Origin of the sequence: Pseudoalteromonas sp. SR44-8 (assembly GCF_014163635.1) — a bacterium.
GTDB classification, from domain to species: domain Bacteria; phylum Pseudomonadota; class Gammaproteobacteria; order Enterobacterales; family Alteromonadaceae; genus Pseudoalteromonas; species Pseudoalteromonas rhizosphaerae.
This window is the reverse complement of sequence record NZ_JACJDS010000005.1, coordinates 14,031-29,939: the sequence shown is the minus strand read 5'-3', so window position 1 is coordinate 29,939 and position 15,909 is coordinate 14,031. Positions and strand designations below refer to the sequence as shown.

Below are 15,909 nucleotides of genomic sequence, written 5' to 3'. Positions count from 1 at the left end.
AACGGCTGATTTATTCAGCCGTTTTTGTTTCTCATTTGCATAATAATATGAAGGCATTTGGATTATGACAGCCAACTCAGAGTATTTAAACGAATTACAACAGCAAGGCGATTTTTTAACTCTCAGCCGTAATAATGAATGGCACTTAGCACCGAGTGCTTTTACTTTAAGTAATGGTACCACTGTAACTATTCATGACACCGGCGTTATAGAGTTTCAACCAAAATGCGCTACTACAATCGATGTGGTACTTTCAAGTGCGATCCATGGTAATGAAACAGCACCTATTGAAATTTGCGATGAATTAATTAAGCGTATTATCTTAGGCGATTTACAACTAGCACAGCGTGTACTGTTTATTTTTGGTAACCCGCAATCAATTAATATTGACAAGCGTTTTGTAGAAGAAAATCTAAACCGTTTATTTAATGGTCATCACACTGTCGAAGGTGTAAAGATGAATAATGAGCGCACACGAGCGGCCAAGCTTGAACAATATGTTAGTGACTTTTATCAACGCGGTGGGCAGCAGCGAGAGCGCTGTCATTACGATTTGCATACTGCTATTCGTGGTTCAAAAAATGATAAATTTGCTGTATATCCCTTTTTACATGGTAAACCGTGGAAAAAATCGCAACTACAGTTTTTATTAAGCTGTGGAGTAAATACGGTGCTAATGATGAAATCACCAGCCACCACTTTTAGTTACTATTCTTCTTTTGTTCATGGTGCAGATTCATTTACCGTTGAACTTGGTCAAGTAAAACCGTTTGGTGAAAATGATATGAGTCGTTTTGCGAAAACCAAAGCGACCCTAATCGCATTAATTAGCCAAAAAGAAGTGATATATAAAGAATTTGATGCAAGTGACTTTGAGTTATTTGCTGTGCACCGATCAATCAATCGCACTGAACACGATTTTTCGTTTCCTTTTTCGGATGATGCCGAGAATTTTACCGGGTTTAGCAAAGGTGATTTACTCGCAACGGATGGTCAGACCTGTTATTACGCAGATGTTGAAGGCGAAGCAATTATATTTCCTAATGCCGATGTTGCCCTTGGACAACGTGCATTATTAACGGTAATACCATTACAACTGACTGATAATATTATTTAATTTGTTGCTTTGCAGGTCAGCTCAAATCGTTAACTATATGATTGTATATACTTTATGCTCTTGTATAGTTAACTTTCCAATGCCACTGTCGCCAATTAACTTTGTTTCGTCTATGATTAGTTGAATAACACTTTACGTTAACGTAAAGTGTTAGCAGCTTTAATTTAAATACAGTACAGTTTCTGCAAAGTTTATCCTGCAGAGCACAGCCAATAATAACAACTGACTTGTACTGTTTACGACAACAAAAGAAGGTAGGTTATGAGCAATCCAAATAACGTATCGCTGAATATTAGTCATGATCTCTCATTTATTGACGGTCATGCCTTGAATATTCCGACCTTGAGTATTTTAAACGAGGATGGCGATATCCACGACGGTGCAACAGCCCCCGATATTGATGAAAGTACTGCGCTGCGGTTATATGAAACAATGCGTTTTATTCGTGCACTTGATGAGCGTATGCAAGCTGCTCAACGCCAAGGCCGGGTAAGCTTTTACATGCAATGTTTAGGCGAAGAGGCGGCAGTGACAGCGTCTGCTGCGGCACTTGATCAAGACGATATGATCATGGCGCAATACCGTGAGCAGGCTGCACTTCATTATCGTGGCTTCACACTTGATCAGTTTATGAATCAAATGTTTTCAAATGAGTTGGATTTAGGTAAAGGTCGCCAAATGCCAATTCACTACGGTTCAAGTGCACTTAATTACATGACTATCTCATCGCCGCTAGGCACTCAAATACCGCAAGCAACAGGTTACGCGTACGGCCAGAAAATTAAACACATAGATGCAAAATCAGGTGAACTAAGCTCAACGATAGATAACATAACTATCTGCTACTTTGGCGAAGGAGCTGCTTCAGAAGGAGACTTCCATGCTGGTTTAAATATGGCCGCAGTGCATAAGTCACCGGTTATATTTTTTGCTCGCAATAACGGCTATGCGATTTCAACTCCTGCGGATGAGCAATTTAAGGGCGACGGCATCGCTTCTCGTGGCGTAGGTTACGGTATTAAAACGATTCGTGTTGATGGTGCTGATGCACTTGCTGTTTATGCCGCAACTAAAAAAGCCCGTGAACTTGCCACTAAAACAGGTGAGCCGATTTTAATTGAATCGATTGCATATCGCCTTGGCGCGCATTCTACATCAGATGATCCTAGTGGCTATCGTTCAAAAGACGAAGAAGCAAATTATCAATCTTGTCCAATCGAACGTTTTCGCAAATGGTTAATTAAGCAAAACTGGCTTAATGAAGAAGAAGACAATAAAGCCAAAGAGCAAATTCGTGAAGATATCCTAGCCGCATTAAAACGCGCTGAAGTGATTGCAAAACCGGCCTTAGAAGAGTTGGTGTCGGATGTATATGATACACCGATCCCTTCTTTGCAACGTCAATACGAGCAATTGAAAACGCATATCAAGCAACACCCCGATGCTTACCCAGTGACTGCAGGGAGAATTAAGTAATGGCTAAAATGAATATGTTACATGCGATTAATTCAGCCCTTGATATAACCATGGCTGAACATCCGCAAGCGTGTATCTTTGGTGAAGATGTTGGCTATTTTGGCGGCGTATTTCGCGCAACGTCTGGACTACAAGAGAAATATGGTCAGCACCGTGTATTTAATACACCATTAACCGAACAAGGGATCATGGGTTTTGCTAATGGCTTAGCAGCGTTTGGCGCACCAGCACTTGCTGAAATTCAATTTGCCGATTATATATTTCCAGCCTTTGACCAAATAGTAAATGAGTCTGCTAAATTTCGTTATCGTAGCGGTAACGAGTTTAATGTTGGCAACCTGACTATCCGTACTCCTTACGGTGGTGGTATTGCCGGTGGTTTATATCATTCGCAATCACCTGAAGCTTATTTTGCACATACCCCGGGACTTAAGATTGTTGTCCCTCGAAACCCTTACCAAGCAAAGGGCTTATTACGTGCTGCAATTAAAGATGATAATCCAGTTATTTTCTTTGAGCCTAAACGTTTATATCGTGCATCAACGGGTGAAGTTCCTGAACAAGATTACAGCATTGAACTTGGTAAAGCTGAAATAGTTAGTGAAGGTACGGATGTAACACTACTTGCTTGGGGCGCACAGATGGAAATCATCGAAGATGCTGCAAAACGTGCAAGTGAGCAGGGTATTAGTTGTGAAGTGATTGATCTACGCAGTATTTTACCATGGGATATGGAAACGATTGTTAACTCAGTGACAAAAACAGGGCGACTTATTGTTAGCCATGAAGCACCAATCACTAATGGTTTTGGTGCAGAAATTGCGGCGACAATCCAACAAGAATGTTTTTTGCATTTAGAATCACCTATCTTACGTGTTTGCGGCTTAGATACTCCGTATCCATTAGCGCTTGAAAAAGAATATGTACCTGATGCGTTGAAAGTGCTCGCAGCAATCAAGCAATCGGTCGAATTTTAGGAGTCATCATGGCAAAAGATTTTATTTTACCGGATATCGGTGAAGGTATCGTTGAATGTGAAGTTGTTGAATGGTTAGTAGCCGAAGGCGACACCGTAGCTGAAGATCAACCGATTTGTGATGTAATGACAGACAAAGCACTGGTGCAAATTCCTGCGGTTCATGATGGTGTGATCAGTAAGCTCTATTATGCTAAAGGGGATATTGCTTTAGTGCATGCCCCGCTGTTTGCAATGGATGTAGCTGGTGAGACTACAGCCGATCATACTCAACCAGAAACAACCAGCGCGATAGAACACACGCAAACAAATACTCACTCTGAAGTCGTTGAGGATTTTATCCTTCCCGATATTGGTGAAGGAATTGTTGAGTGTGAAATTGTTGAGTGGTTAGTCAGCGAAGGCGATTTGATAGAAGAAGACCAAGCCGTTTGTGATGTAATGACAGATAAAGCACTCGTACAAATTCCAGCTAAATATACCGGCACAGTGGTAAAACTTTATTATGCTAAAGGGGATGTTGCACAAGTACACAGTCCACTTTTTCAAATGTCGATTGCAGGTACTCAAGCAAACGTTGTCGATATCAATGATGCATTAGTGAAAGCACAAACCAAAGCGGTAGAGCAAAAACCAGCAGTAGTTGAAAAGTCAGTGACAGCCCCTGTAATTAATAAAAAGGCGGTCGCATCACCGGCAGTAAGACGCAAAGCACGTGAACTTGATGTTGATCTAACCACAGTCCCAGGCAGTGGTAAGAATGGCCGTATTTACAAAGAGGACATTGAACAGTTTGTGAAAGGGGAAGTGCCAAATAGTATTGATACATCACCACTGCAAACGAAGCCTGACGTTACGAAAACCACAGCTAGCGACACTGGCGGCATGCGCATTGAGCCAATTAAAGGCATCAAAGCAGCAATGGCTAAACAAATGGTTGCTTCGGTAACGACTATCCCACATTTTACATTTTGTGATGAGATTGATTTAACAACTTTGATTGCTTTGCGCAGTGATTTAAAAGAGCAATATAAGCAACAAGGCGTTAAATTGACAATGATGCCATTTTTCATCAAGGCCTTATCGCTGGCTATGAAAGAATTTCCGGTATTAAACTCGAAAATAAATGATGAATGCACTGAGCTTAGCTACTTTGATGATCACAATATCGGTATGGCAGTTGACTCTAAAATTGGTTTGTTAGTGCCAAATATCAAACAATGTCAAACAAAGAGTATTGTTGATGTAGCCAATGAAGTAACGCGATTGACGGATGCTGCCCGTGAAGGACGTGTTAGCCCTGACGATCTCAAAGGCGGAACAATTAGCATTTCTAATATTGGCGCGATTGGCGGAACAGTTGCGACGCCAATTATCAACAAGCCTGAAGTGGCGATTGTGGCATTGGGTAAATTACAACATCTACCGCGTTTTGATGCCAAAGGGCAAGTGGTGTCTGCTGCAATTATGCAAGTTAGTTGGTCAGGCGATCACCGAGTGATTGATGGCGCTACGATAGCGCGATTCAATAACTTGTGGAAATCGTATTTAGAAAACCCAGCCAAAATGATGATGGCAATGAGTTAATACTTTTTAATTACTTTTAAAATATTACCTATTTTAAAACCAGCTTAATGCTGGTTTTTCTTTTACAAATAGTTGTTTTTAATTAATATACGAGGGTTACTGAAAAGTAATAAAGGCCCTATTAGGGAATATAAAAAATAACACTAAGGAAATACAATGGAACATTATATGAATGCGTTGCGCAGCTACGCGGATTTTTCAGGTCGTAGCCGTCGTAAAGCTTACTGGATGTTCGTATTATTTAATACGATTTTCTCAATTGTATGTAATGCAGTTGATAGCTTATTAGGTACAATGTTTATTGGCACTATCTATAGCCTCGCGCTATTGATCCCAGGTCTAAGTGCTGGTGCTCGTCGTCTTCATGATACGAATCGTTCAGGTTGGTGGCAGTTACTTTGGTTAGTACCAGTAATCGGCTGGATTGTTTTAATTGTTTTCTATGCACAAAATTCGCAAGAAGGGGAGAACGATCATGGCCCAAATCCAAAAGAAGTTGCTCTAGAATCCGCTACTGTTTAATTAAATAATGAATAATACCAATTGACTTAAATATTTAACCATTCTAGCGAGCTAAATAAAGCGCTAACTGCGTTATAATTTTTCAAGTAGAACAACTACATGTCAAAATTTATGCCTTGTTATCACTGTATTTATCTGTCGCTATAAATGGTCAGTAACTTAACACGATTGGTATAATGAAAAGCTCAGCAGTCGCTGAGCTTTTTTATATCAGTGACTTACACCTCAAATAAATATAAGCCATAGCCAACGAGTAAAGCGGGAATTGCCGAATATATTGTTGCCACAAATGCGGCACGTGGTGCCATTGCGATTGCAGGGAAAAGGGCATCGCCGTCATTTGATATTGCATTCGCAGCTAAGGCACTAAAGGGAATGATGCCTTGAATATACAATGTAGTTACCACTATTTGTGGTCCACAGCCAGGTAAAAAACCAATCAAAACGGCAATTAAAGGCGCTAAGTATGCATAGTGAGTAAACCAGGCTTTTAAATCCACACCGGCAAATGTTACTAATAACTCAAATAGCATAAACGAGGCAACTACCCATGCGGTGACAAAGTGGGTGTCTTGCAAAACTTTATATAGCTTTGAAGGGGGCGTTATAGTTTCTTCTTCTGAAGTTACTTGTTGATAGCTTTGACCCTTCGACGACAGCGCCCAAGTGGTAACAGCCAATAGCGCCATAATAGCGCCAAATAAGGTTATTGATTCAGCAAGTAGAGCGTCAAAGACTGAAAAGTTAGTATTGAAAGCAATCATTATTGCCACAATAAGACTGGGCATCATAATAATTTGCCAAATTGATTTACTGACTATAATTGCCTTACTAGGCTGATTTAAGCACTCATCAGCATAATCATTTTTTGCTGGGCGAAGATAATCTTGCTTATGAAATGCATTGACTAAGGAGCCGCTGATAATACCAACGCTCAGGCCAATAATCATAATAAGTAAGCCTTCAAGCGGCTTCGTTGCTAATAGTAAAAATGCAGCGTCGCCCATGGTCGCTGTTAATACAGCAACGATAGAGCCAAAGCTCGCTTGTCCTTTGGTAAATTGTGTCACTACTATGATGGCGCCTCCGCAGCCAGGTAAAGCACCGAGTAATGAAGCAAAACTAATTTCTAACAAGGGTGATTTTTGACTTAAATAGCCAAGCTCTAAGTGAGGCAACCGATCGATGGCGTAGTAATAGATAAATAAAGTGGCGGCAACAAATATACTAACTTGAAAAAACGCATCACTCATTGCCGTCAATGTCATTGCTCGCAAAGGAGCATAAGCTAAACAACACAACAACAATAGCGGTAATATCAGCCGTTTATTACTGGTAATAAAATGTGTGGACGCTGGAAAACTAATTTTGGGCAGTGAAAGTGAAAACATAAGTGCAACCTAAAAACTATCTAAGTTGCACTTTAGATTTAAATTAAATGAAAATCAATATCATTTGCATTATTTTCTTTGGAATTCTGAGTTCGCATTCCATTTTGGCCATTGTGGTTGCTCAGAAATGTCAAAACCTACTTGATAAAACAGTTGTAAGTCTTGTACAGCTCCCGATAGATCCCATTCGTCACGGTATCTGTCACATGGTTGATGGTAACAACCACGTAGCACTAAGCTCATTCGTTTACGATAATTAGCCGTATCTTCGTCAAGTGCTTCACTGCCACCACCCGCATACATCGCTGGAATACCCATGTTGGCGAAAGCAAAATGATCAGAGCGATAGTACCCGCCTGAAGATGGTTTAGGATCGCCCGAGACAGTGCGTCCTTGTGCATTAGCTGCCTGTGCTAATAGCGAGTCCATTTCTGATTTACCAATACCAACCACGCTGATATCTTTTACTTTGCCTAACAAGTTCAAGCTATCCATATTAATATTAGCGACTGTCTTATTTGCTGCTATCACTGGGTGTGCAGCATAATACTTAGATCCTAATAAACCTTGCTCTTCAGCTGTCACTGCCAAAAAAGTCATTGAGCGGCTAGGGTGCTTTGGTAAGCTTGCAAACGCTTCAGCTACTTCAATTAAGCCTGCAGTGCCTGTCGCGTTATCATGTGCTCCATTGTAGATTTGGTCGCCTTTACGGTTTTTATCAGTACCTAAGTGATCCCAGTGTGCTGAGTATATAATATGCTCATCTGGTTTTTCACTACCGGGTAAAGTCGCAATGAAGTTATATGAAATTGATTTTTTGATGGTGTTTTTAACCGCAACAGACGCTGTTAAATCGCCCATATCAACATGATAAGCGCCTTTTGCTGCATTGGCTTTCGCACTGGCAAAATCTAAACCTGCTTTAGTGAAAAGCTCGTTAGCAACCTCTGTGGTTACCCAACCTTCAACAGCGACTCTGTCCATATTATTGTTTTCTTTTTGAAAACCAAACTGCTCGCCGCTCCATGAGTTTTCAACCACAGACCAAGGGTAAGAGGCCGGTGCAGTTTCATGAACGATGATAGCCCCAGCAGCACCTTGACGGCTGGCTTCTTCGTATTTGTAAGTCCAACGGCCATAGTAAGTCATGGCATCACCGGTAAACAAAGCAGGATCTTTAGTGGCAAAACCAGGGTCGTTGACTAAGATCACCACAGTTTTACCCTTAACATCTAAACCTGCGTAATCATTCCAATTATATTCTGGGGCATTAACACCATAACCAACAAATACCAGTTCAGAGTCTTTAATACTTTGGCGTTCGCTAATGCGACTGCTGCCCATTACCATGTCTTTTTTATACTGGTAATCTTTGCCGCCGATAGTTAACACCATGTTTGGATCTGCTTCAAGAGACACCAACGGAACTTCTTGTAAGAAGCTGTCGCCATTACCTGGTTGATAACCTAGTTTTTTAAATTCTTCAGTAAGGTAAGCTAGTGTGAGTTCTTCACCTTTTGAAGATGGAGCGCGGCCTCCAAATTCATCGGAGGCAAGCACTTTGACATGCTCTGCGAGTTGTTGAGCATTGATTGAATTATACCCTTTGCTAACATCATCAGAGGTGAGACTTGTTGTTGCACATCCTGCAAGTACCGCAGTTGCAAGGAGTGTCAGAGAAAAATAACGTTTCATAGTCGCTCTTTTTTTGTTTTAAGTGAGCTCAGTATAAGAACTTCTATTAAAGAGAACCAGTTTTTGCGGTAAACTCCAACCATAATAATTGTAAAGCTAAAGATACTCATGAAGCGTTTTACCCCTTACGAACAATGGCATAGCCCCAGTTTAGAAAATGGTGCATTTAGCCATTTAAATACACTGTTTTCTTTAAATGGTTTATCCGACTGGCCGCAATGTGCGTGGTTTTCATCATTTTTAGATGCTAAAAATGCAAATCAGCAAACAATTCGCTTTGTTGATGACGCCTGCTTTAGTGAGGAAGAGCGCTATTATGAGCAAATCATTTTTGATACCGGTAAAGTACCAACGCGACAACAAAATTGGCATGACTTATTTGGTGGACTTATCTGGTGTTTATTTCCTAAAACTAAAGCATTAATCAATCAACGCCATGTTGAAGAGATCACACTTCACGGCACTAAAGTACGCTCAAAACACCGCAATGCCTTAACCTTGTTTGATGAATGTGGGGTTGTACTTGCTGTAAGTGATGATGTTTGGCCTGCGTTACTTAAAAATCATCAATGGCAGCAGGCATTTATTGAGCAAAGAGCGTTGTGGGGGAAAACCATTGCGCCATTTATGTTCGGCCACGCTAATTATGAAATGCTAACAAAGCCGTATATTGGTCTGACAGGTAAAGCATTATTTGTAAAAGTACCGAGTGACATATTTTGTAAAGATTTAGCCCAGCAGTATCAGTATATTGATCAAACCCTTTATGAGATGATTAGCGTCGATAACTGTTTAAGGGACAATAGCCAGCTCTCACCATTACCACTGCTAGGCGTACCAGGCTGGTATGATAATAATAACCCCGAGTTTTATAGTAATACAGATTACTTTAGACCAAAACGAAGGACACGAACATGATAGAAGTTACGGGGCTTAAAAAGAAATTTAAGCTAACTAAAGACCATAAAAAAAACAAAGTCGATAAAATAGATCCCCGTGAAGATAAGGATTATTTTCATTCGGTGCGAGATGTCAGCTTTCATTGTAATAAAGGCGAAGTGCTGGGCTTACTCGGCCCTAATGGTGCAGGAAAAACCACCACGCTAAGAATGATCTCGACAGCGTTAAAACCCGATGAAGGGCAAATAATTATTGCTGGTGAAGACATCATAAAAAAACCACTATTTGGTCGTAAGTCTATTGGTTTTCTATCTGGCAGTACCGGTTTATATGGCCGTTTAACGGTAAAAGAAAATATCGAATATTTTGCAAAACTGCACGGTATGGGTAAAGACGCGATTAGGTCACGGTGTGAAGAGTTATTTGATTTACTCGACATGCATAGCTTTATTGATAAACGTGCTGATAATTTATCAACGGGTATGAAGCAAAAAGCCAATATAGCCCGCGCAGTTGTGCACCATCCGGCAGTCGTGGTACTTGATGAGCCAACCACGGGATTAGACATTATGACCACTCAAACGGTGATCGAGTTTATCAAACGGCTTAAAGCACAAGGGACTCCTGTTATATTTTCAACCCATCATTTAGATGAAGTAGCGCTACTGTGTGACCGCGTTGCGGTGATCAACGAAGGTATCAGTTGTTTTGACGGCAGTCTTGACGAATTTAAAAAAGTGGGTAAAAGCGACGAACTAAATCAAGCGTTTATGAATATTTTGACGGAGAAAAATAATGTTTGAAGTATTTAAAAAGGAATTAAAGGAGCTATTACGAGATAAAAAAACACTCATTTTTATTGTCGCATTACCAGTTGCTATCTTTCCATTATTATTTGCGGTGATGGCATTTATTAGTTCTCAAGCAACACTTGAAGCCGAACAAAAAGTTCATACCTATGCCATTATCAATGGCGAATATGCGCAATCATTCACAGATAAAGTTTTTTATCATAAAAGTTTTCAATTATACAAAGGTGAACACACCTTTAATACAGTTGCAGAGCTTACAGAGGCCGTTAAAGCCGGCACCATTGATATGGGTATTTTCTTACCCGCAGATGCCAAACAAAACCTTGATGACGCAAAACAAAGCCAGTGGCAAGTGGTTTATAACGATGCCAAAGCGATTAACTTTTTATTCGACAGAGTAACAGAGCTTGCTGAAGAATTTGGTAATAAGCTAAGAGCTGAAAAACTATTGAGCTATGGTGTTTCAGTTGAGCAACAAAGTGCGATTATTGATCCAATCAAAGTTGTAAAAGTTGATACTGCTGATAAACGAGAAAATTTAGGTGAGAAAATAGGCGGCTTTATCCCTTACTTACTGATCCCATTAGTATTGATGGGAGCAACATACCCAGCAATTGATTTAGGTGCAGGTGAGAAAGAACGCGGCACATTAGAAACGTTACTACTGACACCAATCACCCGCACGCAACTTGTATTAGGTAAATTTATTACTTTACTTGCAGCGTCAATCGCCACCACAACGATAACCGTGTTGAGTATGGGCGTTTGGATCAGTATCGCGATTTCTTTCATTGATTTGGATGTGATAAAAACAGCATTTAGTTCATTACGCGTATTAGATTTGGCACTCATTTTTATTATTTTATTACCCGTCGCCGCGATTTTTTCTTCTCTTGCATTAGCAATATCGATTTATGCGCGTAGCTTTAAAGAAGCACAAAATTACATGACACCACTGAGTATGGGGGTGATATTTCCTATCATTGTTGCTTTACTACCGAATGTTGAGCTAACAGCTAAAACCGCATTTATACCGGTTACTAATGTGGCTTTAGCGATTAAAGAAATTATCAAAGGTACGATTGATTACACGTTACTTGGACTAATCTTTTTAGCGACCGTCGTTGTTGCTGGTGCACTATTAGCATTTTGTGTTAAATGGTTTAATAAAGAAGAAGTCTTATTTAGGTAACAAATTATAAAGAAGTAGGCTGGGCGTGGTTGTTACAATACTCTCAGTTAAATAATAAAAATGACGGGCTAGCTCGTCATTTTTTATTACTATAGTTTCCTTAGAAAAACTAAGAATCGATAAAAAGCGCAGAGATAACTTTTTAATTGCTCTATAATATAGTTTGTTTTGAAAGAAAACTGGCAATTTTGATGCGCAACTCACTGACATTTTTTAATTTATTTCGCAGTAATAAACTTTCTTTATTAGCATTGCTGTTTTTTTTCATCCTCGCAATACCTGCTTTATATATATTTGAGCTGAAAGTACGCAAAGATGTTTACCAGGTTGCCCAAACCACACTACAGCAAGAGCTTGATACAAAAGCACTGATGTTAAAAGGACATTTAAAAGACAGTGTTTCGTCAATCAACTTTTTAAATGCCACACCGCCTATCAGTGGCATCAGCCGAGCCGCTGCAAATGACCTTATTGATCCACTATTAAATACTCCCATCGCAATATGGCAAACGCGTTTAGCTGAAATATTTAGTGGCTTTATGCGCACTGACCCGCAGCTATTACAAGCCAGATATATTACCCTTGCTGATAATGGTCAAGAAATTGTCCGTGTTGATAGGATCAATGATGCTTTGGTTCGCCTAGAGGGAGACTTATTACAACAAAAAGGGCAGCGGGATTACATGCTTAATGCCAGCAAGTTAGATAGTGAATCTGTCTATATATCACCGATTAACTATAACCGAGAGCATGGCCAAATTCAGATCCCCTACGTGAGTACCTACCGAGTTGCTAAGCCGGTATTTAATAAACAAGGAACAGTGTTTGCTGTATTAGTAACCAATTATTTTGCTGATGAGTTATTTAATAATGTTACTTTTAGTTCACCTGCTGGGGTTGATGTTTATCTGTTAAATGATCAGCAGCAGTTTTTATTTCACCCAGATCCTAAACTACGATTTGGTTTTGAGTTTGGTCAAGACATTACTTGGTCAAGTGTATTTAGTCAAAGCCAAGATATGAGCAGCCAAGCGACTTTACCTTTTCATGATTTACCAAGTCATTATTATTTAAAACAACGTATTAGTTTAGAAAATAACATTAGCATGTTGCCCCTTGAACTTGCGGTATCAATTAATACCGATATTTTGGCAAAAGACGTTGCTAAGCGTCGAGATCATTTTGTGCTGGTAATTATTTCACTTTTCACTGCTTTGTGGTTATTAGTGTGGTTATACCAAAGGTATATAAACCGCAAATTAGAGCTTCACTCCTTGAAGGAGCGTAATAACAAGATTATTGAAAATTCTCTCGATGCAATTTTAACCGTACAAGAGGATGGCCTTATCAGTAATGCTAATAAAACAGCGTTACAGTGCTTTGATATCATTATTGATCACACCCGGTTTACGCAACTATTTACGCTTACTGAAAGTGACAAGTCATGTATTGATGAAACAATAGCACATGGATCAAAGCCACAATTTGAAGGCGTGTTTATCGATCCTCAGGATCAACAACACTTTTACTCAATTACACTTACTAGCGTGTTTGATATTTTTACCCAGCGCTACCAAGTTGCAGCGATTTTACGAAACATTAATTCACTTAAACAGACTCAAGTTGAGCTTGAAAAACTCAATAGTACGTTAGAGCAAAAAGTACGACAACGCACAACTGAACTTGAAAGTGCGATTGAACAAGCCTTGGCAGCCAGTAAAACAAAAAGTGATTTTATTGCTAATATTTCCCATGAAATACGTACGCCTATGAATGGTGTATTAGGGATGCTGGAAATGCTCAAAGAAGACACGCTAACGCAGCAGCAACAGCAATATTTAGAGCTGGCCAATAGCAGCGCTAACTCATTAATGACATTGATTAATGACATCTTGGATTTTTCAAAAATCGAAGCTGGTAAACTTGATATTGATAATCACAGTTTTGATGTGATTACTGTATGCAGTGATATGATCACCTCAATGGCACTGCAAGCACAGCGTAAAGGCTTAGAAGTGTTTTTGTATACTGATAAAGTTATTGACCGTATGTTAGTCGGAGATAGCCACCGATTAAAACAAATATTAATAAACTTACTTAATAATGCATTCAAATTTACTCATCAAGGTGAAGTCAGTTTGACTGTTGGGTGTCAGTATCTTACTGAAGAAAAGTTATTAATGAGCTTTGTTATTGAAGACTCAGGCATCGGCATTGCTGAAAAAAATATCGATAAGCTGTTTGAGGCCTTTACCCAAGAGGACACCAGTACCACTCGCCACTTTGGAGGTACAGGGCTTGGTTTATCAATTTGTCGTAAGCTGGCACAATTGATGGGCGGTGATATTAGTGTAACCAGTGAAAAGGGCAAGGGAAGCTGTTTTACAGCGCAAGTGCAATTACATATTGCAGCCGAGAAAAAGCTTAATACTGCCGTTGAGTTGGCAAAAGATATTCAGGTTGGCGTGCTAATAGATAGCGACAGTGTATATAACAATGTCACTAATTTATTGATTAAAAATTGCCAAGTAGCAGCCAATAATATTCAACGATTTGACTACCAAGCACAATATCAAGAGTTAAAAGTTGATTTACTGGTTGTTGATAATGATCACCCATACTTACAAACACTGATTAATTTATGTAATAAGCAGAATAAAAAATATGTATTAATCTTGCGTGATTTATTGCTTAGTAAAAAAGCCAAAGAGCAGGTACCTGAAAATTGCCATGTACTTAATAAGCCGCTTACTCAAGATCAATTTAGCTATAAGTTAGCAAGTTTGTTTGGTGTTAATAATAGTTTTTTGGTTGCTAGCCAAGGTAGTGAGCAAACAGAATATGTTGAATACGATTTCTCAAATTTTAAAGTGTTATTGGTTGATGATAATATGATCAACCTTGAAGTTGCCAAAGCAATATTAAAAAATACCGGTGTCACTATTGTATGTGCCAGCGATGGCCTCGATGCGCTAGAAATATTAAATACAGAGCAAACACTTTTATTTGATCTGATTTTAATGGATTGCCAAATGCCAAACCTCAATGGCTATGACACGACCTCTGCAATTCGCTGCAACAAAGCTGGTGCTGACTATGCGAAAGTGCCTATTATCGCTATGACTGCCAGCGCTATGGCAGGTGACAGAGAACGCTGTATTACAGCTGGTATGAATGATTATATTACCAAACCCATAAAGCCAAAAGTTTTGAAAGACAAATTAGCGATGTGGTTAAAATAAACCACACAGTCTAAATTTTAAGCTACTGATTTTTCAGGTTTAGCCTTTGGTCCACCAAGATTTTGATTAAGTTTGGTAATATCAGCAGAATTAATCACTGTTTGAGTGTCAGACCAGTGTAGCAATTCGATACGACCATTTTCTTGCTCTACTACTGCGGTACAACTTTCTATCCAATCGCCATCATTACAGTAAACAATGCCATCAACGACTTTGAGTTGTGGGTGATGAATATGACCGCAAATAATACCGTCTACGCCTTGCTTTTTAGCCTCATGAATAGCAGCATTTTCAAATGCCTCTATTGCTTCACGCGCTTTATGAACGCGGGCTTTTATCCAAGCAGCAAGTGACCAATAGTTACCACCATATAGGCGTCGAATACGATTAGTCCAGCGATTTAAAAACAGTAAAAAGTCATAACCTGTATCACCGGCAATACTGATCAGTTTGTTATACCGAGTTGCTGAGTCAAAATCATCACCGTGAACCAGAAGAAATCGTTTGTTGGCTTTGGTTGTGTGAATAAACTGCTGGTGGACTTCAATACCAAATAGGCTGTTATTGACGTAGTGTCGGAATGTTTCATCGTGATTGCCGGGAATATAAATCACTCGAGTACCTTGAACTGCTTTGGCTTGAATACAAGCTAATACTTGATAGTGACTAGGGTGCCAATAAAAATTTCGCTTCATAGACCATAAATCGACGATGTCACCCACTAGATAAAGGGTATCGCACTCAATACTATTTAAAAAGTCGAGTAGGTAATCTGCTTGACAATCTTTATAGCCTAAATGTACATCTGAGATCCAAACAGCTGGGTAGTACTTTTTATCACTTTTTTCGATGTCGTGCATAGGAGGTTACTCACGGTGTAATAACAACAAAGTTAAGCAACTTGAATGACGTTTATAAGACTGTTTGACGAAACATCTATGACAATTAATGATCGTGCAAAAACAAAAAAACCGCATTACGCGGTTTTTTTTTTCAGAA

The 15,909-nt window shown here is 39.4% G+C and carries 12 protein-coding genes; 9 read left to right on the top strand and 3 right to left on the bottom strand.

All coding sequences use genetic code 11. From position 1 onward, the window contains the following. Nucleotides 1–64: 64 nt before the first annotated feature. From astE to H5183_RS03220, 5 genes are all read left to right on the top strand, one after another. Entirely contained in the window at nt 65–1,117 is a 1,053-nt protein-coding gene (astE, locus tag H5183_RS03240; RefSeq protein ID WP_145233889.1) for a succinylglutamate desuccinylase, read from the top strand. 261 nt (nt 1,118–1,378) lie between these two features. Then, nucleotides 1,379–2,593 carry a thiamine pyrophosphate-dependent dehydrogenase E1 component subunit alpha gene (locus H5183_RS03235; RefSeq protein ID WP_145233891.1) on the top strand — a complete coding sequence of 405 codons (1,215 nt, stop codon included), beginning with the start codon at nt 1,379–1,381 and terminating at the stop codon, nt 2,591–2,593. Continuing rightward, a complete protein-coding gene (locus H5183_RS03230) occupies nt 2,593–3,570 on the top strand; it encodes an alpha-ketoacid dehydrogenase subunit beta (RefSeq protein ID WP_145233893.1) in 978 nt (325 codons plus the stop codon). Before H5183_RS03235 ends, H5183_RS03230 begins: the two co-directional genes overlap by 1 nt. 8 nt (nt 3,571–3,578) lie before the next feature. Continuing rightward, the gene (locus tag H5183_RS03225) at nt 3,579–5,156 is read left to right on the top strand and encodes a dihydrolipoyllysine-residue acetyltransferase (protein WP_182730939.1); all 1,578 of its coding nucleotides are present in this window, start codon (nt 3,579–3,581) and stop codon (nt 5,154–5,156) included. A 156-nt stretch (nt 5,157–5,312) separates the two neighbouring features. Continuing rightward, nucleotides 5,313–5,678: a DUF805 domain-containing protein gene (locus H5183_RS03220; protein WP_182730938.1), complete on the top strand. Its 366-nt coding sequence runs from the start codon at nt 5,313–5,315 to the stop codon at nt 5,676–5,678. A 218-nt stretch (nt 5,679–5,896) separates the two neighbouring features. On the opposite strand, the gene H5183_RS03215 is transcribed toward H5183_RS03220, so the two are convergent. Both H5183_RS03215 and H5183_RS03210 read right to left on the bottom strand, forming a co-directional pair. Continuing rightward, on the bottom strand, nt 5,897–7,069 hold the full coding sequence (locus H5183_RS03215) for a putative manganese transporter (protein ID WP_182730937.1): 1,173 nt from the start codon (nt 7,067–7,069) through the stop codon (nt 5,897–5,899). A 69-nt stretch (nt 7,070–7,138) separates the two neighbouring features. Beyond that, nucleotides 7,139–8,764, bottom strand: a complete 1,626-nt coding sequence (locus H5183_RS03210; RefSeq protein ID WP_182730936.1) for a M28 family metallopeptidase — start codon at nt 8,762–8,764, stop codon at nt 7,139–7,141. A 108-nt stretch (nt 8,765–8,872) separates the two neighbouring features. Between H5183_RS03210 and H5183_RS03205 the strand changes: the two genes are divergently transcribed. From H5183_RS03205 to H5183_RS03190, 4 genes are all read left to right on the top strand, one after another. After that, a complete protein-coding gene (locus tag H5183_RS03205; protein WP_145233905.1) occupies nt 8,873–9,682 on the top strand; it encodes a DUF3025 domain-containing protein in 810 nt (269 codons plus the stop codon). Next, the gene (locus H5183_RS03200; RefSeq protein ID WP_145233907.1) at nt 9,679–10,467 is read left to right on the top strand and encodes an ATP-binding cassette domain-containing protein; all 789 of its coding nucleotides are present in this window, start codon (nt 9,679–9,681) and stop codon (nt 10,465–10,467) included. The genes H5183_RS03205 and H5183_RS03200 overlap by 4 nt, the downstream gene beginning before the upstream one ends. After that, nucleotides 10,460–11,668 (top strand): ABC transporter permease subunit, encoded by a 1,209-nt coding sequence (locus H5183_RS03195; protein WP_182730935.1) that lies wholly within the window; start codon nt 10,460–10,462, stop codon nt 11,666–11,668. Before H5183_RS03200 ends, H5183_RS03195 begins: the two co-directional genes overlap by 8 nt. Nucleotides 11,669–11,859: 191 nt before the next feature. After that, on the top strand, nt 11,860–14,910 hold the full coding sequence (locus H5183_RS03190; RefSeq protein WP_182730934.1) for an ATP-binding protein: 3,051 nt from the start codon (nt 11,860–11,862) through the stop codon (nt 14,908–14,910). A gap of 17 nt (nt 14,911–14,927) precedes the next feature. Here H5183_RS03190 and H5183_RS03185 read toward each other — a convergent pair whose 3' ends face one another. Further along, nucleotides 14,928–15,770, bottom strand: coding sequence for a UDP-2,3-diacylglucosamine diphosphatase (locus H5183_RS03185; RefSeq protein ID WP_182730933.1), 843 nt, complete (start codon nt 15,768–15,770; stop codon nt 14,928–14,930). Nucleotides 15,771–15,909: the final 139 nt, after the last annotated feature.